Source organism: Pantoea agglomerans NBRC 102470 (assembly GCF_001598475.1).
Classification (GTDB): Bacteria; Pseudomonadota; Gammaproteobacteria; order Enterobacterales; family Enterobacteriaceae; genus Pantoea; species Pantoea agglomerans.
Genome location: NZ_BCZA01000016.1, coordinates 1 through 18,926 on the forward strand (window position 1 = coordinate 1; position 18,926 = coordinate 18,926).

The 18,926-nt window shown below is 55.2% G+C and carries 19 protein-coding genes and 3 tRNA genes; 12 read left to right on the top strand and 10 right to left on the bottom strand.

From position 1 onward, the window contains the following. Positions 1-358: 358 nt before the first annotated feature. The 3 genes from yjjG to PAG01S_RS20735 are packed head-to-tail and all read right to left on the bottom strand — an operon-like array spanning position 359 to position 1,880. Complete coding sequence (yjjG, locus tag PAG01S_RS20725) at positions 359-1,039, bottom strand: pyrimidine 5'-nucleotidase (RefSeq protein WP_010671712.1); 681 nt, start codon at positions 1,037-1,039, stop codon at positions 359-361. Positions 1,040-1,057: 18 nt separating this feature from the next. Continuing rightward, on the bottom strand, positions 1,058-1,498 hold the full coding sequence (rimI, locus tag PAG01S_RS20730; protein WP_010671713.1) for a ribosomal protein S18-alanine N-acetyltransferase: 441 nt from the start codon (positions 1,496-1,498) through the stop codon (positions 1,058-1,060). Continuing rightward, positions 1,470-1,880, bottom strand: coding sequence for a DNA polymerase III subunit psi (locus PAG01S_RS20735; protein ID WP_022625367.1), 411 nt, complete (start codon positions 1,878-1,880; stop codon positions 1,470-1,472). The genes rimI and PAG01S_RS20735 overlap by 29 nt, the downstream gene beginning before the upstream one ends. Positions 1,881-1,986: 106 nt before the next feature. Between PAG01S_RS20735 and rsmC the strand changes: the two genes are divergently transcribed. The 4 genes from rsmC (at position 1,987) to PAG01S_RS20755 (ending at position 3,488) form a co-directional block, all read left to right on the top strand. Then, the gene (gene rsmC, locus PAG01S_RS20740; RefSeq protein WP_010253598.1) at positions 1,987-3,018 is read left to right on the top strand and encodes a 16S rRNA (guanine(1207)-N(2))-methyltransferase RsmC; all 1,032 of its coding nucleotides are present in this window, start codon (positions 1,987-1,989) and stop codon (positions 3,016-3,018) included. A gap of 151 nt (positions 3,019-3,169) precedes the next feature. After that, a tRNA-Leu gene (locus PAG01S_RS20745) sits at positions 3,170-3,256 on the top strand. Between the two features lie 30 nt (positions 3,257-3,286). Beyond that, a tRNA-Leu gene (locus tag PAG01S_RS20750) sits at positions 3,287-3,373 on the top strand. Between the two features lie 28 nt (positions 3,374-3,401). After that, positions 3,402-3,488, top strand: a tRNA-Leu gene (locus PAG01S_RS20755). Positions 3,489-3,649: 161 nt separating this feature from the next. On the opposite strand, the gene PAG01S_RS20760 is transcribed toward PAG01S_RS20755, so the two are convergent. After that, positions 3,650-3,934 carry a DUF1435 domain-containing protein gene (locus PAG01S_RS20760; protein WP_010251467.1) on the bottom strand — a complete coding sequence of 95 codons (285 nt, stop codon included), beginning with the start codon at positions 3,932-3,934 and terminating at the stop codon, positions 3,650-3,652. Positions 3,935-4,165: 231 nt separating this feature from the next. Between PAG01S_RS20760 and PAG01S_RS20765 the strand changes: the two genes are divergently transcribed. The 3 genes from PAG01S_RS20765 (at position 4,166) to PAG01S_RS20775 (ending at position 6,810) form a co-directional block, all read left to right on the top strand. Then, entirely contained in the window at positions 4,166-5,263 is a 1,098-nt protein-coding gene (locus PAG01S_RS20765; protein WP_062759655.1) for a GGDEF domain-containing protein, read from the top strand. Between the two features lie 193 nt (positions 5,264-5,456). After that, entirely contained in the window at positions 5,457-6,251 is a 795-nt protein-coding gene (gene fhuF, locus PAG01S_RS20770; protein WP_062759656.1) for a siderophore-iron reductase FhuF, read from the top strand. Between the two features lie 94 nt (positions 6,252-6,345). Next, positions 6,346-6,810, top strand: coding sequence for a YbaK/EbsC family protein (locus tag PAG01S_RS20775; protein WP_010251476.1), 465 nt, complete (start codon positions 6,346-6,348; stop codon positions 6,808-6,810). A 155-nt stretch (positions 6,811-6,965) separates the two neighbouring features. Here PAG01S_RS20775 and PAG01S_RS20780 read toward each other — a convergent pair whose 3' ends face one another. The 3 genes from PAG01S_RS20780 to PAG01S_RS20790 form a co-directional block, all read right to left on the bottom strand. Beyond that, positions 6,966-7,952: a nucleoside hydrolase gene (locus tag PAG01S_RS20780; RefSeq protein ID WP_062759657.1), complete on the bottom strand. Its 987-nt coding sequence runs from the start codon at positions 7,950-7,952 to the stop codon at positions 6,966-6,968. Between the two features lie 11 nt (positions 7,953-7,963). Then, a complete protein-coding gene (locus tag PAG01S_RS20785) occupies positions 7,964-8,986 on the bottom strand; it encodes a LacI family DNA-binding transcriptional regulator (protein WP_029519642.1) in 1,023 nt (340 codons plus the stop codon). A gap of 86 nt (positions 8,987-9,072) precedes the next feature. Then, positions 9,073-10,461, bottom strand: a complete 1,389-nt coding sequence (locus PAG01S_RS20790; RefSeq protein ID WP_010251485.1) for an MFS transporter — start codon at positions 10,459-10,461, stop codon at positions 9,073-9,075. A 580-nt stretch (positions 10,462-11,041) separates the two neighbouring features. Between PAG01S_RS20790 and PAG01S_RS20795 the strand changes: the two genes are divergently transcribed. Further along, entirely contained in the window at positions 11,042-11,596 is a 555-nt protein-coding gene (locus PAG01S_RS20795) for a histidine phosphatase family protein (protein ID WP_010251487.1), read from the top strand. Here PAG01S_RS20795 and PAG01S_RS20800 read toward each other — a convergent pair. After that, complete coding sequence (locus tag PAG01S_RS20800) at positions 11,578-12,543, bottom strand: beta-propeller fold lactonase family protein (protein WP_033759801.1); 966 nt, start codon at positions 12,541-12,543, stop codon at positions 11,578-11,580. The two genes, PAG01S_RS20795 and PAG01S_RS20800, sit on opposite strands and share 19 nt — an antisense overlap. Positions 12,544-13,046: 503 nt before the next feature. Here PAG01S_RS20800 and PAG01S_RS20805 point away from each other — a divergent pair. Beyond that, complete coding sequence (locus PAG01S_RS20805) at positions 13,047-14,060, top strand: glycosyltransferase family 32 protein (protein ID WP_062759658.1); 1,014 nt, start codon at positions 13,047-13,049, stop codon at positions 14,058-14,060. Here the strand turns inward: PAG01S_RS20805 and PAG01S_RS20810 are convergent. After that, the gene (locus PAG01S_RS20810; protein ID WP_045140803.1) at positions 14,037-14,954 is read right to left on the bottom strand and encodes a LysR family transcriptional regulator; all 918 of its coding nucleotides are present in this window, start codon (positions 14,952-14,954) and stop codon (positions 14,037-14,039) included. The two genes, PAG01S_RS20805 and PAG01S_RS20810, sit on opposite strands and share 24 nt — an antisense overlap. 102 nt (positions 14,955-15,056) lie before the next feature. On the opposite strand from PAG01S_RS20810, the gene PAG01S_RS20815 reads away from it, so the two are divergent. The 3 genes from PAG01S_RS20815 to PAG01S_RS22495 all read left to right on the top strand — a co-directional run bounded on the left by PAG01S_RS20815 (position 15,057) and on the right by PAG01S_RS22495 (position 18,754). Then, complete coding sequence (locus PAG01S_RS20815) at positions 15,057-15,446, top strand: tautomerase family protein (protein ID WP_010251498.1); 390 nt, start codon at positions 15,057-15,059, stop codon at positions 15,444-15,446. 221 nt (positions 15,447-15,667) lie between these two features. Then, complete coding sequence (gene opgB / locus PAG01S_RS20820) at positions 15,668-17,959, top strand: phosphatidylglycerol--membrane-oligosaccharide glycerophosphotransferase (RefSeq protein WP_033770928.1); 2,292 nt, start codon at positions 15,668-15,670, stop codon at positions 17,957-17,959. A gap of 219 nt (positions 17,960-18,178) precedes the next feature. Further along, the gene (locus PAG01S_RS22495; protein WP_062759659.1) at positions 18,179-18,754 is read left to right on the top strand and encodes a hypothetical protein; all 576 of its coding nucleotides are present in this window, start codon (positions 18,179-18,181) and stop codon (positions 18,752-18,754) included. Here PAG01S_RS22495 and PAG01S_RS22690 read toward each other — a convergent pair. Beyond that, positions 18,748-18,870 (bottom strand): hypothetical protein, encoded by a 123-nt coding sequence (locus tag PAG01S_RS22690; RefSeq protein WP_255265345.1) that lies wholly within the window; start codon positions 18,868-18,870, stop codon positions 18,748-18,750. The two genes, PAG01S_RS22495 and PAG01S_RS22690, sit on opposite strands and share 7 nt — an antisense overlap. Positions 18,871-18,926: the final 56 nt, after the last annotated feature.

Sequence of the window (18,926 nt, forward strand, 5' to 3'; positions counted from 1 at the left end):
TAGCCCTTTCAGCAGCAGAGGCGCTCAGGCCTCCACTCTCGTGCCCTTTTTAACAATTCACACTGAAGTTTCAGAGCAGGCCGGGGCCGGGCAGGGGCAGGCAATCCGCAGCGCTGAACAGAATGAGTCTGCCAGGAGAGCCCGCAGGACGCGGGCGAAAGGCGGGGCGGCACGGGATGTGCCATCCCCGGCGGTCCGTCAGGCAGAGGCATGACGTGAAGGAACCGCGCAGCGGCGCGAGGACCGCCAGCCCCTGCCCGGCACCAGACTGCGTTATCACCTGTCGCTTAACTGACTGACATTACCGCTGTGCGGGCCTTTTTTATGGGAAAGATGCTGATTTGCGAGGCGTCTTGCGTTAGCCGATGAGCAGCGCTTCCAGTTCGCCCAGTGATTTGACCTGCCAGGTGGGCTTAATATGTTCCGGCAATGGCCGGGTGCCATGATCGAGCCAGCAGGTTTTAATACCGGCATTCATGCCGCCCAGAATGTCTGACTCTGGCGTATCACCCACCATCAGCACCCGCTCACGATCCGGGTTGCCCATCAGATTCAGTGCGTAATCAAAAATCTCTGGCGCCGGTTTTGGCTGGCCGACCTGCTCGGAGATTACCAGCGCCGAGAAGTAATCACGAAAACCGGTGCGCTCCAGACGCGTCTGCTGCAGCGCAGTAAAACCGTTGGTGATGATGCCCATTTTCACCCGGCCATGCAGTTGGTTCATCAGGCTGACCGCGCCCGGCAGCGGCGTGCAGATCTCTCCCATTGCGCTGAGGAAGCCGCTGTTGAGGATCTCCGGCGCAACGCTGAGCTTTTCGCTCCAGTGATTGAAACGCTGAGTCTGCAGCTGTAACGCGGAGATAGCACCGTTCTGATAATCGACCCACAGCGGCTTGTTTATCGCCTGATAATCGCTGTAATCCTGGTCGGTGAACTGCACGTCATAACCGGCGAACAGGCGCTGCAAACCGGCATAGGCGTCGAAATGAAAAAGGGTATCGTCGGCATCAAACAGGATGCAATCCCAGTTATCAATCATTAAAGCTCCTTAACACCGCTACGGCGTCAGTGCCATGAGAATGGCATCTTCACGGCCGCTGGCGGTGGGATAATAGTTGGGGCGACGACTGACCTGATTGAATCCAAGCTGCTCATAGAGCGCGATGGCGGGCAGGTTCGAGGCCCGCACTTCCAGCCACAGCGTCAGCACGTCGCGTTTGATCAACTCATCGATCAGATGCTGCAACAGCTGGCGGCCCAATCCCCGGCGCTGAAAAGCGGGATCGACCGCGATGTTAAACAGCGAGGCTTCGTCCAGTACCACCTGCGTAATCGCAAAGGCGGCCATTTGGCCGTCAACGTCGAGACGTAAATTGATAAAGCGCTCGCCCTGATTGCTGGCAAACGTCTTTTCACTCCAGGGAAACGCGTGACTACGACACTCAATGGCGAAGGCCTGCGCCAGATCGTCAGGGGTGAGTAAAGAGATGGCTGTCATGGTTACACATCTGTTGCCAGAGCGCGCGTTTGGCGACGCCGCTGCTGATCAGTTCATTGAAAGAGGCGCTGGTTAATGCCACGCCATTGAAAGTCTGTTCGCTCTCTACGCCGAGCAGCCAGCCCGCGCAGTTCAGCGTCTCCGGCAGCATTTGCAGCTGATCCGGTGTCACGGTCATTACCTGAGCGGGTTGCAGATTGAGGGCATGCAGCACATCGCGCATCAGCGGTTCATGCAAACCGGGGGGCGCGTCAGCGACAATAATTAACTGCGTGTCCGGTGCCAGCGTGACGGCAATTTCGCCCTGAAGCACGCGCGGGCGGCGCAGTTGGTACTGCGTAATTCCCATTTGCTGTAAAAGCCAGTCGCGCCTGGACGTCATGGTGTTACCTGTTCTGCTGCCTGAATGCGACGCTATGCTAGCAAACCCATCGAACATGCGCCAACAAACCACTATAATCCCCGCTCAGATCTTACAGGAGCCCTACATGTCTGCTTTTACCCCGGCCAGCGAAGTCATTCTGCGCCACAGTGATGAATTTACCGCCCGCCATGTTTTATTTGCTGGCGATCTGCAGGATGACCTGCCCGCTCAGCTGGAAACCGCCTCGTCGCGCGTTCACACCCAGCAATATCATCACTGGCAAAACCTGAGCCGCCGTATGGGCGAGCAGGCGCGTTACGGAATGGTTGCGCAGGCCGAAGATGTGCAGGGCTGCGATACCCTGGTCTACTTCTGGACCAAGAATAAGCCGGAAGTGCAGTTCCAGCTGCAGAACCTGCTGTCGCTGCTGCCGGTGGGCTGCGACGTGTTCGTGGTCGGTGAAAACCGCAGCGGCGTGCGCAGCGCCGAAGGCATGATGGAGTCATGGGTGAAGCTGGAGAAGATCGACAGCGCGCGTCGCTGTGGTCTCTACCACGGTCGCCTCGACAAACAGCCTGAATTCGATGCCAGCACTTTTGGTCACCAGTATCAGCTTGATGGTCTGACGATTCATACCCTGCCTGGCGTCTTCAGCCGTGACGGTCTGGATAGCGGCAGTGCCCTGCTGCTGTCGACCTTTACCCCACACACCAAAGGTAAAGTGCTGGATATGGGCTGTGGCGCGGGCGTGATTGCCGCCTCGCTGCCTGCCCGTTCGCCTAAAGTGCGTCTGTGGCTGTGTGACGTGCACGCAGCGGCGATTGAAGCGAGTAAAGCGACGCTGGCCGCCAATGGCATCGAGGGCGAAGTCTTCGCCAGCAACGTCTTCTCTGACGTGACCGGTCGTTTCGACATGATTATCTCTAATCCGCCCTTCCATGAAGGCACTCAGACCAGCCTCGACGCCGCACAGGCGCTGATTCGTGGTGCGGTGAAGCACCTGAATACCGGCGGCGAACTGCGTATCGTTGCCAACACCTTCCTGCCCTATCCGCAGGCGCTGGATGAAGCCTTCGGCAGCCATGAAGTCATCGCGCAAACCGGCCGCTTTAAAGTTTACCGTGCCGTCTATGGTCGCGGTGCCAAAACGCGCTAAGGGTTTTTCCTGCCGTTAACTGCTTTGCCGGGCTGAAAACGTTGCTTTTTACAGCGATCGTTTCAGCCCGACGAAATAGTTGTTGACGCAAAGAGTAAAATCTCTAGAATGCGCCTCCGTGGTTGTAACATTCTCAAGGTGTTACGGGTATGCGAAGGTGGCGGAATTGGTAGACGCGCTAGCTTCAGGTGTTAGTGTCCTAACGGACGTGAGGGTTCAAGTCCCTCTCTTCGCACCAAAATCACAAGTTTCATATCGCGAGCACTGCGCGAAGGTGGCGGAATTGGTAGACGCGCTAGCTTCAGGTGTTAGTGTCTTAACGGACGTGAGGGTTCAAGTCCCTCTCTTCGCACCATTGCGGTGATATGAACAGACAACTCGATGCGAAGGTGGCGGAATTGGTAGACGCGCTAGCTTCAGGTGTTAGTGTCTTAACGGACGTGAGGGTTCAAGTCCCTCTCTTCGCACCAACGTTGTCATCTTCAGGCCTTTCCCGCTCATCTCTTCTGTTCCCCTGTAGTTTCGTTTTACCCCCTGCTCGTTTTACCTTTTCCAGTTGTTCTGTTTTCCGGTCGCTTTACCTTTTCCAGCCGCTTTACCCCGTTCGCCGGTTTTAACCACTCCGCTTATGTTAATTCAGATGAAAATTCACAGAGACAGCCGCCAGTCCGCCCGCTAACGCCAGACAGGATGGCAGCAGCAGATAGTGACGCAGCCGCTGGTTAAACAGCATCACAACTGTCAGCAGCAGCGCAACCGTCATCACCATCCGCCACTGGCTGAAGCTCGGTTCCCATAAGGCGAACAGCGGCAGCGCAATGCACGGCAGCAACACGCCCCACGCACTATCCAGCTTTTTACCCAGTGCCCAACTGACTCCCCACAGGCCGCAGGCCGCGATAATCGCTATCCCCATGACACCAACCTCAAATGATAAGCATTCCCATTATCATATGACAGTTTTGCCTGCTCTGCAGCCTGTTTTTGTCACGCCCGGCAACGAAGATGACAGACCAGTTGGAAAATGCTAGATTGCGGCCGATAACACCTTTAATAACAGCAACAGCAATAATTTGCTCATTGTCTGGCAGAACCTGGTTTTGCTGGCGTGCGCTTTGGTATTTCAGGGTCGTCACGAGTACTTATAATGAAATTACAATCTTATGAAGAACTGAAACAGAGTAAATACCGGCTTTCAGTGATGCTTTTTCTGTTTCTGAATATCGCCGTTTCGCTATTTCATCTGCTGCCAATAATGAACAGTGAGCAAAGTGAGACGACCCTGCCGGTAATGAGTGTCGCGGCCTTTAGCGGCATCATGTTAATTGCTCTTTTAATATGGCCTAAAGTAAAACTTCCCCTGTTAAATCCTGTGGCGCTGCTGCTGGGAATGCTCTGGGCCTGGCATATTAATTATCGCTTTCATCAGGTGTTCTATTTTGATGGTGGCTTTCTTATTATCAGTTTGATTAGTGTGTTATTTATCAGTGCCATCGCCCTGAGCGACTATCTGGGGGCTTTTTGTCTGCATGTCACGCCACCGGTGCTCACCGTTTTATTGCTCGACAATGCGCAGCACCTGCCACTGATCCTGCTGACCATTACGCTGCCGCTGATTGGTTTTTCACTACAGCATCTGATGCGCCGCCGTGCCGACAACTTTACTCTGCGCCTGATGCATCAGCTCTACGAAGAGAAAGAGACATTCAGCGACCTCAGCATGCTCGACCCGCTGACCGGGCTTTATAACCGTCGTGGTCTTAAGAACCGGCTCGATAATATTCTGGAAAACCATGCTGGCAGCCACTATGTGCTGCTGCTGGATATCGATCACTTTAAGTCCTATAACGATAATTACGGGCATGCGATGGGCGATCAGGCGCTGGCGCGGGTCTCTGTCGCAATTCGTGATGCGGTGCGTTCACGCGATGTTGTCACCCGCTATGGCGGCGAAGAGTTTCTGGTATTGATGACCAATGTGAACGGCTCGATCGCCATGAAACTGGCAGAGCGAATCCGTCAGTACGTGCTGGATTTAGAAATTCCTCATCTTTTCAATGAAACCGTTTCAACCCACGTCACCATCAGTGCCGGCATCGCGCCTATTTATGATAATGAATTTGACCTGGCGGTCGCCAATGCTGACAGCGCATTATATGTGGCTAAAAATCAGGGCCGGAATACCATTCTCGCCTGGGAAGATTTACCCCGAAAACAGCATCAGACCGCCAGTGAACATGCATAATTAAACGTAACGCCATCGGTAATCACTGAAGCTTCGGCGCGATATGCCCGGCTCTCTGCTGCTCTGCCCGATCGGATAACTGACCTCAACCCCGCCGTTTTCCCACCCGCAACGACGATTTTTTACACGACTTGTAGAGTTAATCAATAACGATTATCATTTGCTTTCTTATCTACACTTTTCGCGAGTCGTCATGGCAACCGTTTCAGCTCAGGAACAGCGTTTTAACGCTCAGTCGATGATCTTCCGGCAGAATGACCGTCCACTGGCGGAAAGTCTGCATGAGCGGCTGCAACAACAGCGCAGCTATCTGCTTGAATCGACGAAGCTCAGCCAGCCTGCTCCGCGCGACACGCTGCCCCTCGCCGCCTGGTCACAATCAGAAGCCTTTACCCCAATTATTCAGCGCTACAGCGATTATCTCTATCGCGATCATCCTGATGCGGTTCGTGAAGCGAAACCGGTGCTGTCACTCTGGGCGCAATGGTATTTTGGCCTGCTGCTGCCAACACTGATCATGGCGCTGTTGCAGGAGTCGCGTGCGCTGGACTGCTCGCCAGAGCATATCCGCGTCGGTTTTCATGAAAATGGTCATCCGGCCACTTTCTGGATCGATGTGCAGGAGGATGAAGAAGCGCGCTACCTTAACCCTCAGCAGCGTATCGATCGGCTGATTCAGCAGCATCTGATCCCGGTGGTCAATGGTATTACGCAGCATGGTGATATCAACGCCCGACTCATCTGGAACAATATGGGCTACTCATTCCAGTGGTTCCTGGGTGAACTGAAAAGCCAGATCGATGAATCGCTGGTGCTGCAACTGGAGCAGGCGCTGTTCTTCAACCAGCGGCTGCTGGATGGCAGCGAAAACCCGCTCTACCGCACCATGATCCCGCGCAACGGCGAACTGGTCCGGCGCAGCTGCTGCCAGCGTTATCGCATTCCCGATGTCGAACAATGCGGCAACTGCACCCTGAGCGGCAGCTAAAAAGACTTAATTACGCTGAATTCTCCGTTTATCTCGTTTACAGGCACTGAGGCTTGTGGCAATTTTTACGCCTTCGATCAGCCTGGAGATAAAGATGAGCCTGGAGTCCGTGCGCCAGTTCTTCGCCGAACACGCCCCTGAAATTGAAATTATTGAACTGGCCGAAAGCACTGCGACGGTCGGGATGGCTGCCCGCGCCCATGGCGTGACGCCAGGAGAGATTGCCAAGACCCTGTCACTGAAAGTAAAAAACGACGTGGTGCTGATTGTGACACGAGGCGATGCCCGGCTGGATAATCGCAAGCTGAAAGCGGCGCTGGGGGCGAAAGCACGAATGCTGAGCGTGGACGAGGTGATTAACTGGACCGGCCATCCGGTGGGCGGCGTCTGTCCTTTCGGACTTGAGAACCCGCTGACCGTTTACTGTGATGTCTCACTGCGCAGTTTCGAGGAAGTCCTGCCCGCCGCCGGCGCTATCCACAGCGCCGTCCGCATTACCCCACAGCTGATGGCTGAACTGACTAACGCCCGCTGGATCGACGTGTGCGAAGCAATGTAATGCCGGGTATCAGCTCACACAAGCCCTGCACCTTCTGCCCGCGTCCTGATGCTGCTGACAAACTGACGGATACTGTCAGCGTTTGATGGCCACAGCGATCTTCAGGAAACCGATCCGCCGCCGCCAGCACGCGGGCGAGTGAATCGCCCACGACATCAGGATTTCAGGCGCTTAAATGCCTGTTCAATAATCGATAACAGCAGCGTGTTGTCGACACGATGCAGCACATGCACCGATGCGCCGCACTGCTCAGGCACGCCGACAGTGAGCCGAAGGGGCTGACGATAACGCCAGCTTTTGCCGCGCGTCGCACCGGGACGCAGTTCAATATCCACCCGATAATCGATGCCTGACGCAACCCGCTGATTCAGCAACCAGGCGACCACCAGCGCATCGTGGATCCAGCATCCCGCCAGCTGCCTGGTCGCCATCGAATAGTCGATCCACGGACGCAGCGTATCGCGCACAAATTCGGTCAGCGGATGATCGACGGCGGTCAGGCGGGTCAAATCCTGCTGGGTCAGCAGCGTCTGCGTGGTGACATCCATCGGAACCAGCGTTACTGCTGCACCACTGTGCAACACCTGATGGGCCGCTTCCGGATCCAGTCCAAAATTGGTGTCTTTGATATAATCATCCAGCGTAAACACACCGCCCATGATGACAATTTCCGCCACAGAATCGGCCATGGCGGGATAGCGCTGCATTGCCAGCGCCACATTCGTCAGCGGGCCAATCGCCACCAGGGTAATCTCGCCCGGATTGTCGCAAATCAGTTTGCCGATAGCGTCAGCAGCATCAAACGCATCCGCCGCGATATCCGCTGGCTGGCGCACGCCCTGCCACATCTTACCCAGCGCAAGCTGATTGACCCGGTTATCCAGCGTCTCGCGCCACGGCGCAGGATCTTCCTGTAGCGCCTGCGTCGCCCCCTGGATTACCGGGATAGATAATCCCAGCCGGACGATCAGATCTTTGGCGACGCGCGCGCCAACTTCACATGGCGTGTTACCGGCCACGGTGGTGATCAATTCCAGCGACAGTGCAGGTGAAGCTAAGGCCAGCGCAATCGCCAGCCCATCATCGGTGTTGGCACCCGCGATACCGTTGCCGGGATCGCAGTCAATAATAATTCTTTTCATATTTTTATAGGCTAACTCTGGCTTTGCGGCTCACAGCCGCAGGATTCACCGATTTCAAGGTAGTGTGGAAACTCCTTTAATTGCGCTTCGCTCTGTCCCTCTTTCAGCATATGAATCGCAGAGCGAGCCATCTCACGCAGTGGCTGGCGCACGGTCGTTAATGTCGGGACGTGAAACGACGAGTGATTGGTACCGTTAAAACAGACCAGCGCCACATCCTGCGGCACACGAATCTGATGTTCGGAAAAGGCGCGAAGCGCGCCAATCGCCTGACCTTCGTTGCTGGTAAACAGCGCACGAGGCACACGACCCCGGGCGATCATGGTTTGTGCCGCAGCGTATCCGCCCTGTGGGGTGTAGCTGGCGGGAAACATCAGCGATTCATCAATCGGCAGCCCGCGATCCTGCATGGCATCACGCCAGCCCTGAATACGATCCTGCGCGTTAAGCATATCGACCGGGCCGCTGATTATGCCGACCTGCTGATAACCATGACTCAACAGATGTGCCGTCACCTGCCAGGCGGCCTGACGCTCATTGACCCGCAGCATGTTAACGCCCGGCTGAGGCTCAACCCGTTCCAGCATGACCAGTGGCGTACCGCTGGCTTTAATCAGGTCAATGTAAGGATGGCGATCGACGCTGTTGTAAAAGAGTCCATCGACCTGCCGATTCAGCAGTCCCTGAATTAACTCCAGTTCGCGCTTGCGGTCATCACCTGCATCACCCAGCAGCATGACGTGGCCGTGATTCATCGACTCCTGCAACAACACGTGCGCCATTGAGGCCACAAAAGGATTGCCGATGTTGGGCACCACCAGTCCGAAGGTTTTGGTGTTGCCGGATGCCAGTGCGCGTGCTGCCGCATTTGGCCGGTAACCGGTGGCTTTAATCGCCTCCAGTACCCGCTGACGGGTCGCCTCGGCGACCGGACGAGGCCCGTTATTGATGACATAACTGACAACTGCCACTGAGGTGCCTGCCGCTTTCGCAACTTCACTGCGGGTCACTTTTCCCGTTAACGACTTAGGCACATCACGTTCCTCCATAAAAAAACAGGCCGCTTTACACGGCCTGCTGCTTTTCGCGCTATCCTGGCAGATGGCATCCTCAGGCAAAGCTAGATGGCATCTTCAGGCAGATTGAGATCCCGCCCTCGCGTTTCAGGCGCGACAAAGGTGGTAAAGAACCCAATTGCGGCCATCGCCGAGAAATAAACCGCAATCGGCCACCAGTGACCGGTATAAGAAAGCATAGCAGCGGCAATAAGTGGTGCGGTTCCGCCGGACAAAATGGAACCCAGTTCTTTAGCCACTGCCATTTTGGTGTAGCGATGATGAACGCCGAACATCTCCACGCCCCATGCCGCCTGCACACCAAAAATACCCAGCGACGCCAGCGCCATACCGACCACGATAACCGGGATCACCAGCATCGGTTCACGCGTGTCGAGCAGCGTAAAGGCGGGCCAGGCGTAGAACATCAGTAACAGACAGAACACGCGATAAACCACCCGGCGACCAAAGCGGTCAGAGAGCCAGCCCGCTAAAGGAATGATCAGGAAACCCAGCAACGACGCGAGGAACACCGCAGTGGTTGGTACGGACTTGTCGACCATCAGCACCTTCGCGACGTAACCGACGATGAAGCCCTGCGCCAGATAGGAGGGGCCATTTTCGCCGATACGCAGGCCAACCATGGTCCAGAAGGCACGGGTACGCTGGAAGAAAGGCCGCTGATCCACCACCGGAGCGGCCAGCACGCCTGCGCGTTCCGCTTCCATCTCCGCTTTTCTGCGCTCAAACACCGGCGTTTCGCGCAGATGACGTCGAATCCACAAGGCAACCAGCGCAATCAGCGCACTGCTGAGGAACGGAATACGCCAGCCCCACTCCAGCAGGCTTTGCTGATCCATTTGTACCACCAGCAACCAGACCAGCGAAGCCAGCAGTGTGCCGCTGTTAGAACCCAGTGCGATCACGGAGGAGATCAGTCCGCGACGCTCTGTCGGCGCATATTCGCCCAGCATCACCGTGCCGCCCGATAACTCCGCGCCAGCGCCGAAACCCTGCGTAAAGCGCAGCAGAACCAGACAGGCAGGAGCCCAGACGCCAATAGAGGCATAGCTCGGGATTAGGCCGATCAACGTCGTGGAAGCGCCCATCAGAATGATGGTGGAGATCATCACCACCTTTCGGCCTTTGCGGTCACCGAGCCAGCCGAAAAAGAGTGCGCCGATAGGCCGGGCAACAAAGCCGACTGACCAGGTAGCAAAGCTGGAGAGCAGTGCCATTGCAGGGGTTGATTCCGGAAAGAAGACGTCGCCGAAGATAATACCGGCCGCCAGGCCATAGAGCGCGAAATCCGCGTACTCCATTGCCGTTCCGAGCCAGCATGAGAAAGTGGCGCGCCAGAAATCTTTGCGGCCTGAAGGGGTATTAAACCGCTCATCGGCGGCTGAAGTGGATGACAGTGATGCCTGCTGATTAACGGAGTTGTGTGCCGTCATAACCCTATCCCTGAATGAGTATGCAGATCGATAAACGCCCGTCCATGGGTCGATTCCCTGATAAAAGCGGAAATTCCCCGGTGACGACGTTCAGTTGACTAACCATGATGAAAGGTTAAAGGATTCCCTGGTGTTGGAATCTTGTTCTTCGCCCCATTTCGCCGGTGTATTTTTCACCGGTCGCTTAAACTGAGCGAATGTAACTTAACAATCGATGGGTCTACTGTGCATCGGGCACCGTGAGCAATCACTGGGGACCTAGTGTATCTACGCGCGTAGATAAATCAATAGATCCTGATGAAAATTATTAGTAAAACTTCACTATCACATCCCGTCATCACGCATTTTTAGCGCAAATTCAGCCAGTTACCCGCAACACATCGCCTGAAAAAAATCACCATCGACTATAAGTTACCATTTTCTCTTATGATTAAGCGTTATAAGACTGACTAAAATCCTTTCATCGGGCTCTGTTGTCGCACACGCCTGTGACCATGAGATGACACGGGTATTTATTCTGAAAAATCGCTGTAAGCGCAGACAATACGTTACCCTGACAAAAAGGGCGGACAGAGATGCTATGAAAATTATCCTGATGCGACACGGTAAACCTGACCACCAGGCTGCGGGTCGCCAGAGCGTGCAGGCGCTGGCAGACTGGTGCGAAGCCTACGATCAGTCACAGGTCAGTGACGGGCCGCCGCCGCGCAGTATTGAGATTGCACGTCAGGCCGCGGTGATTGTCTGTAGTCCCCTGCCCCGCGCACAATCCTCCCTGAGCCAGCTCGGTCTGCAGCCCCATGAGGTTGATGCCGTGTTCAGCGAAGTCGCCGTGCCACTGCTGCGAACCGGCGCGGTGCAGTTGCCTACCCTGTGCTGGCTGGCCCTGTTGCGGTTATTGTGGTTCTGCGGGTATGCGGGTGAAGCGGAGTCGCTGCAACATGCGCGCAGCCGCGCCTCCGCGGCGGCAGAGAAGCTGATCGATCACTCACGGCATGGCACGGTGCTGCTGCTGGGCCACGGCATCATGAATAAGATGATTGCGCGCGAATTACGTAAACGCGGCTGGCAGGCGGAGAAGCACGCCAGCAGCCGCCACTGGAGTTCCGCGATCTATCATCGTCCGTTTATCTGACCGATCGGAAAATAACCCAGCACCTCACAGCCCGTTCCAACACGCGGCGTGGCAATCACTTTACGCTGCGCCAGATCGATCACGCTCAGCGTGCCATCATCCTGATTGGCAATCAGCAGCTGTTGCCTGTCTGGCGTAAAACAGCCGTCCATCGGCATGTTACCTACCCGGATGTCGCCCAGCGGATTCAGCAGATCGTCAAACAGCGTCACCAGCGGTTCCTGATCCCCTATCGCCACCAGCTGCTCGCCATCGGCGCTGAAGCGTACCACCTGACAGGGCCGCTCATGACCCGGCAGCGTCAGGCGCTGGCGAATGCGGTGGCTTTGCCGATCAATCACATAGAGCAACGGTGCATCAGCGGCGCTGGCGACCAGATAGGGGTGTTTCGGAGAGGCAGCGATGCCCGCAATCGGCCCGGGCAGCAGGATGGTGTCGATGACCCGCCCCTCTGCTTCACAGAGATCCACCACGGTGATGGTCGCATCCTCTTCGTTATCGGTGAACAGCTTGCGGCCGCTGGGTGACAGCGTCAGGCGATGCGCGTTGTGAGAAGGAACTGGAATGATTTTTTCCACTTTGTCGCTCTGCGGATCGATCACCGCCACTGCGGCACTCTGCTCACAGCAGAGATAGACTTTGCCATCGCGGCCCAGCTGCCCGCTGTGGGGTGCCCGCAGCGGCGACAGATCGATAAAGCCGCTGATCTCCCGACGCTGTAAATCGATAATCGCCACTTTGTGACCCGGATGCGGGTTATTACCATGAACGCCGTCGCCAAAAATGGGTACATAGGCTTTACCCCAGGGGGCCAGCATCAGGAGTTCATGCGGCCGCGGTGGAAAAGCGTTCAGTTCCCGCTCGACCGCGAAGGTTTCCGGATTAAGAAACAGGACGCGATTGCCCTGCTTATCAACCGCCAGTAACCCGTAAGATTCACTCTGCATGCGCGCTCCTTTCTCAGTAAGTTCTTCTTAAGCGTAGACAATCCTCTTCAGGCTGTCTGATTCCGCGGATTGATGAGCCGGGCTTACACCACCAGTTAAGTACAATAGCCACTGTTCCTGTGGCCCGGGCCGCAGGATAATGCGCAGGTTAAGAATAATATTCAGATATTCCTTAAGTGCGTTTATTCCCGCATTTAAATAATGATTAACAGTGACGACATTATTATTTTCATAACGTGACCGGATTATTTCCGTATTATCCTAAAGTCAAAAAAAGACATAGCTAATGTGTAAATAATGTTTTATTAAAAAGGTGCAGTGCAATTAAACAGCCGTGAGGAAACTATCGCGCGCTCCAGCACTGCGTCGCCACCAGGGAAAACTATTCATTAATTCCCGCACTCATCGGGATTGCAGTCAGTATGTAATTCCGGCCGTTCCCGCCGCTGGCGGAACGGGCAGAGCCTGCACTATGACGGGAAAATAAAAATAACAGGTGTACCATGACTTCACATCGCCAACGTCCAGCGCATAAAATCTGGCGTAACTGGAAAAGAATATCGTTCAGTAGCCAGATGTTATGGAATAGAAAACAGCAGAAACTCTGTCAGGCTCCGGAATATGATCCGGGTCAGGAGGATAATGTTGTATTGATCGCGCAGCAGAAAGATCTGCCGGAGATTCCAAAAATCGTCTGGATGGTCTGGCATAACGATCACCTGCCTGCCTCAATGGCGCTGAATATCAGTAAAATCCGGCGGGACAACCCCGACCACCAGGTTTATCTGATTACGCAGCGCACCCTGTCGCAGTGGCTGCCCGATCTCAACTTTATCTCTTCCGATCTGACGCTGGCACATAAAAGTGAAATCATCCGGCTTGAGCTGATTCACCGTTATGGCGGCATCGGCATCGATTGCAGCACATTGCTGTTTGAGAATCTCGCCTGGGTGCATCGCGTTCACGAAGCGCGATCAATGGATCTCATTGGTTACTATAACGAGCAATCAACGCTGAACCTGCTTGCGCCGATCACCGAGAGCTGGTTTCTTGCTGCCGCCCCGCAAAATCCGTTTATCCGCGAATGGCTGAAACAGCTGGCACCGGTTAAAAACGTCGGTATCCGCAACTATTTCCATGAGCTGAAGAAGCGTGATGATTTTCCGCTGATTGTGCAGAATATGGAGAATCCGTCTCGTCAGCTCCTGTCGCTGGCGCAGCAGATTGCGATGCGGGAATACCGGCGGGCGAATCTCTATCTGCGTAAAAGTGAAGCCAGCGCCTGGTTCTATCAGCGCCTGCACGCCGACAGCAGCAGCGCCTTTGCGCAGTCAGTGATGTTTCAGCAGCGGCCACAGACGCCGCCACCCATTATAAAATTAACCGGCAACGAGCGGCTGCATCTCGACTTCAATCTGCGGCTTGGTTTATATAACCGCAGCAGCCTGATTGGCGAGATGATGCACACCACGCCACCTGCGCTGGCATTGCCTTCAACGGTCAAAGCGCGCGCGTAGCCAGTGTGTAAACGTGGTGACCGCGCGGGGCACCTGCGCCGCCCAGGGTCGTACGATCCACAGGCGGGCGGCAAAGGCCTCAACCGGCTGCCACGCAGGCAACACCTGCTGCAATGACCCTGCTGCCAGCGCCTCCCGGGCGCTGAAATCGGGCAGCATAGCGATCCCTAACCCCTGCAGGGCCGCATCGCGTATCGACTCGCTGTTGTTAGTGGCAAAGCTGCCCTGGATCCGTATCTGGACCTGCTCGTTATCCGCGGAGGTGGTAAACCGCCAGCGCGGTGATTCGACGCCGCGTGGATAGTAAAGGCAGTTATGCTGCGCCAGATCCTGCGGCGTACGCGGTATCCCCTGTTCGTTGAGATAGGCGGGTGATGCCACCAGTAATGTCCGCGTGTCACAGAGCGGCAGTGCCACGTGGGTTTCCGGCAGGGTGTCGCTGTGTCGAATGGCCAGATCAAATCCCTCGCTGCTCAGCGACACAATGCGGTCAGTCACATCCAGCTGCAGACGCACCTGCGGATAATCACGCAGAAACTCACCGATAATCGGCACCAGTTGCTGACGGGCAAACGCCACCGGTGCGGTAATGCGCACCAGGCCACGCACCGGCCCGGCGGTGTCCCGCACGCTGAAAAAACTCTGTTCAATGCGGGCAAAAGGCTCGCGTAGCTCCTCCACCAGCTTCTCACCGGCAGAGGTCAGCCGCACGCTGCGCGTAGTGCGTTGTACCAGCAACACACCGGCCATCTCCTCCAGCTCTTTAATTTTCTGACTCATCGCCGCCTTGCTGACGTCGAGCCGCTCTGCCGCGCGGGTAAAACTGCCCTGCTCTGCCAGTACGGTCAGCCAGTGCAGATGATCCCAAAGCGTATCCGTTTTCATCTCTTTCATCACGATTGTTCACTATAGTGAATAATCATTTCAGGCTACGCGCTTTTTCCCGCCGGATAAAGGGGTCACCATAGGGTTCTTAATCACCGGGAGGAGTTCGCTATGCCACTGCTGCAATTTGATGTTATCCAGGGTCGTTCAGAATCAGAGCTTCGTACACTGCTGGATGCGGCACACCGCGCCGTGCTCACGGCCTTTAAGGTGCCGGAACGCGATCGCTACCAGATTGTTCAGGAAAACAAGCGCTATCAGATGGTGTTCCAGGATACCGGACTGGGATTCAGCCGGAGCGATAATCTGGTGATGGTGCGGGTCTATACCAGCCCACGCAGCAGTGAACAGAAACAGCTGTTCATGGCCGAGCTGGCGCGTGAGCTGCGTGAGCATTGTGGTGTGCAGGGCAACGATTTAATGATCAGCTTTATCACCAACGACAAAGGTGACTGGAGTTTTGCCGACGGCGAAGCACAATATCTCACCGGCAAACTCTGAAAATCGCCCTGACTTCTGCTCTGCTGACGGTGCGCGCCAGCCACCGTCATGCCTGATAACCTCACTTCTGAAATGACAATAAACCAATCTGCTCTTCACCGCACAAATCGGGCCGGATATGTTGCAGCCGGATTACAGCCAATATAGATTGTCGAAAAACCATCCCCCGAAGGTGGCCGGTTGCGTGAAGCCTCGCGTAGCCCTGAAGAGAGGATTTGCCGTTGTCCGAATTGGTGTCCGTCGCGTTGTTTCTGGCCGCTATTGCAATCTATTCCTGTAAAGCCGGGCGTAACAAATTCTGGTTTATTGTCGTTCTTATTCTGCTGGTGCTTTTCGTTGTGCTGAACGCCACCCTCTATGCCAGCAACTATTTTACCGGTGATGGCATCAACGATGCGGTGCTCTATACCCTGACCAACAGTCTGACCGGCGCGGGTGTCAGTAAATATGTGGTGCCGGCGATTGGGCTGATCATCGTGCTGTTTCTGCTGTTCTGCCTGCTGTCGTGGATTCTGCGGCGGCGTAAGCGTCCGCATCACATGGGCTGGTCGCTGCTGGCCGCCGCCTGTGCACTCGGCTCGGTGCAGACTACCCCGGCCTTTCGCCAGGTCGCGACCCTGATTGTGTCGCATACCCAACTGGCAGATTCTGACTTCGACAACTTCTATAAAGTGCCGCGTAATCGCATTGAACAGCCGCACCTCAACGTGGTTTACATCTATGGTGAAAGCCTAGAGCGCACCTATTTTGACCCTATCGCCTTTCCCGGCTTAGCGCCGGAGCTGAGCCGGCAGAAAGAGCAGAGCATCGACTTCAGCGAAACCGAACAGCTGCCAGGTACCGATTACACCATTGCGGGCATGGTCGCCTCACAGTGTGGCATTCCGCTGTTTGCCCCATTTGATGGCAATGCGTCAGCATCGCTCTCCAGCTTCTATCCACAGAACGTCTGTCTGGGCGACATCCTGAAGAACTCTGGCTACCAGAACTGGTTTATTCAGGGTGCCGATCTGCGTTTCGCCGGGAAAGATGTCTTCCTGAAATCACACGGTTTTGATCCCGCTAACCTTTATGGTTCGCAGGAGCTGAAAAGCCGCGTCGCCGATCCCACCTACCGTAATAACTGGGGTTATTACGACGATACGGTAATGGATGAGGTGTTTGAGAAGTATCAGGAACTCTCTCAGGCCGGTAAACCTTTTGCGCTGTTTACGCTGACCGTCGACACCCATCATCCTGACGGATTTATCTCACGCAGCTGCGATCGCAGGAGCTACAGCATTGAGGGCAAACCGAATCAGTCATTCAGTGCGGTCGCCTGCTCGCAGGAGCATGTGGCGCGCCTGATTGCGCGCATTAAAGCGTCGCCGTGGTTCAAAAACACCGTGATTGTGGTGAGCTCGGATCATCTGGCGATGAACAACACTGCGCATCCGTGGCTGGTCAAACAGCCTCGTCGCAATCTTTTCATGGTGATCCGTGGTGACAAGCCGCAGGCGGAGTTGATGGAGGCGAAGCGCAGCACGCTGGATAACGGCGCCACGCTGCTCGATATTCTCGGCGGCGATAACGCGATTGGCCTGGGCCGCAGCAGCCTCTCATCGCTTTCACTCTCCACCCAGTTCGACGATATGAAGAGTAAGGTGGCGAGCTGGAAGCCCGACATTATCCAGCTGTGGAACTTCCCGAAGAAGATAGACAACTTCACGGTGGATCAGGCGAAGAATATCTTCAGCTTCTCGGGAACCACCTTCAAATTGCCGATTCTGTTCCGCATCAGTGATAAGCATGTCGAGCCGATGCCGGAGGGGGAATATTCGGCACCGCTGCGCTATCAGCTGGCGGATTTCGCCTCAGCCGATAAATTCCTCTGGGTGGATCGCTGTTTTAAAATGGCGCGACTCTGGCAGCCTTCGCTGGCACTTTCCGGCGATCTCTGTGTGGCGATGGGACAGCTCGGCGGCACGCCGTCGGTGACGCATGTCGACAAACCGCAGTGGAAAGGCAAAGTCCGTTTCCCGGAGGGCGCTATCAGTGATGCGCGTTACCAGCAGAACCTCGCGCAGATCCGTATTGAAGATAACAACATTCGCTACAGCGCTGACAGCTTCCGGCTTGACGTGCCTGGCGCACCGGAGAGTGTTAAAAGCTTCAGCGGCATCTCACGGCCAGAGAGCTGGGGACGCTGGTCTAACGCTAATCTCGCGCCCGAGGTTCATATCGACTATATCGATGCGCTGCCCGCGAAGTTCGATCTGGTGATCACCGCGCGCGCGTATGGCCCCAACGCACACCGGGCGATTCCGGTTCGGGTCGGCGATCAGCAGCAACTGCTGTCGCTGAGTGAAGAGATATCGACACATACCCTGCATTTTGATAACCCAGGCGCCAGCCATCGTCTGGTGATTGCACCACCTGAACCACAGCTGAGTAACACCGGCAATATCACCGGTCAGGATCCGCGCAAACTGGGCATCGGCATGGTTGAAATTAAAATCGTGCCACAGCCCTGACGCCCGCTTTTTCTCTTTCCGACTCTGCGGATTTCCGCAGAGTCGCCTCATCCTGCCATCAGCTAAATGTTGCGAGACAGCCCGCACTCTGTTGCACGTTACTTGTTGTACTAATTGATATTTTTCGGCGATGCGCGCAAAATATAACCGGCTTAGTGGCGATACGTCTTTTGCCTGTCATGATGCCGTTATCGCTGAAGTGCACAGGGAGGTGTCGTGATGACAAGCACAATGATGAGTACCCACAAAGCCTTTAAAGCGCTGCAACAGGCAGGGATCGACGATCAGCAAGCGGAGGCGATGGTGGAGGTGTTTACTGATATGCAGCAGAGGCAGCCAGGCGGACAGGTTGGAAAGCAACTCGGTCAGATTCAGACCAAAGCCAACCATATAGACATTCGGCTCGGCCAGCTTCAGGCAAAAGCCGACCAGATAGACGATCGGGTCAGTCAGCTCAGGACCAAAGTCGACGAAACAAACGATCGGGTCAGACACCTTACAACAAAAGTCGACGAAACAAATGATCGGGTCAGTCACCTTACGACCAAAGTCGACGAAACAAACGATCGGGTCAGCCACCTTACAACCAAAATCGACGAAACAAACGATCGAGTCAGCCACCTTACGACTAAAATCGACGAAACAAACGATCTGGTCAGCCATCTTACGACCAGAGTCGACGAGACAAACGATCGGGTCAGTCACCTTACGACCAAAGTCGACCTGATGGATGATCGACTCGGCAATCTTACATTGAAAGTCGACCAGACAGCCGGGTCAGCCAGCTTTCAATAAAAGTTGATCAGATAGACATTCGGCTCGGCCAGCTTACAACCAAAGTCGATCAGATAGATGGGCAGCTTGGTCAGCTCACAACAAAAGTACATCAGATAGACGAGCGGCTTGGCCATGTTGAAAGAAAAACAGACAAACTGGCCATCCGTTTTAATCAGTTAGAAGCCAAGGT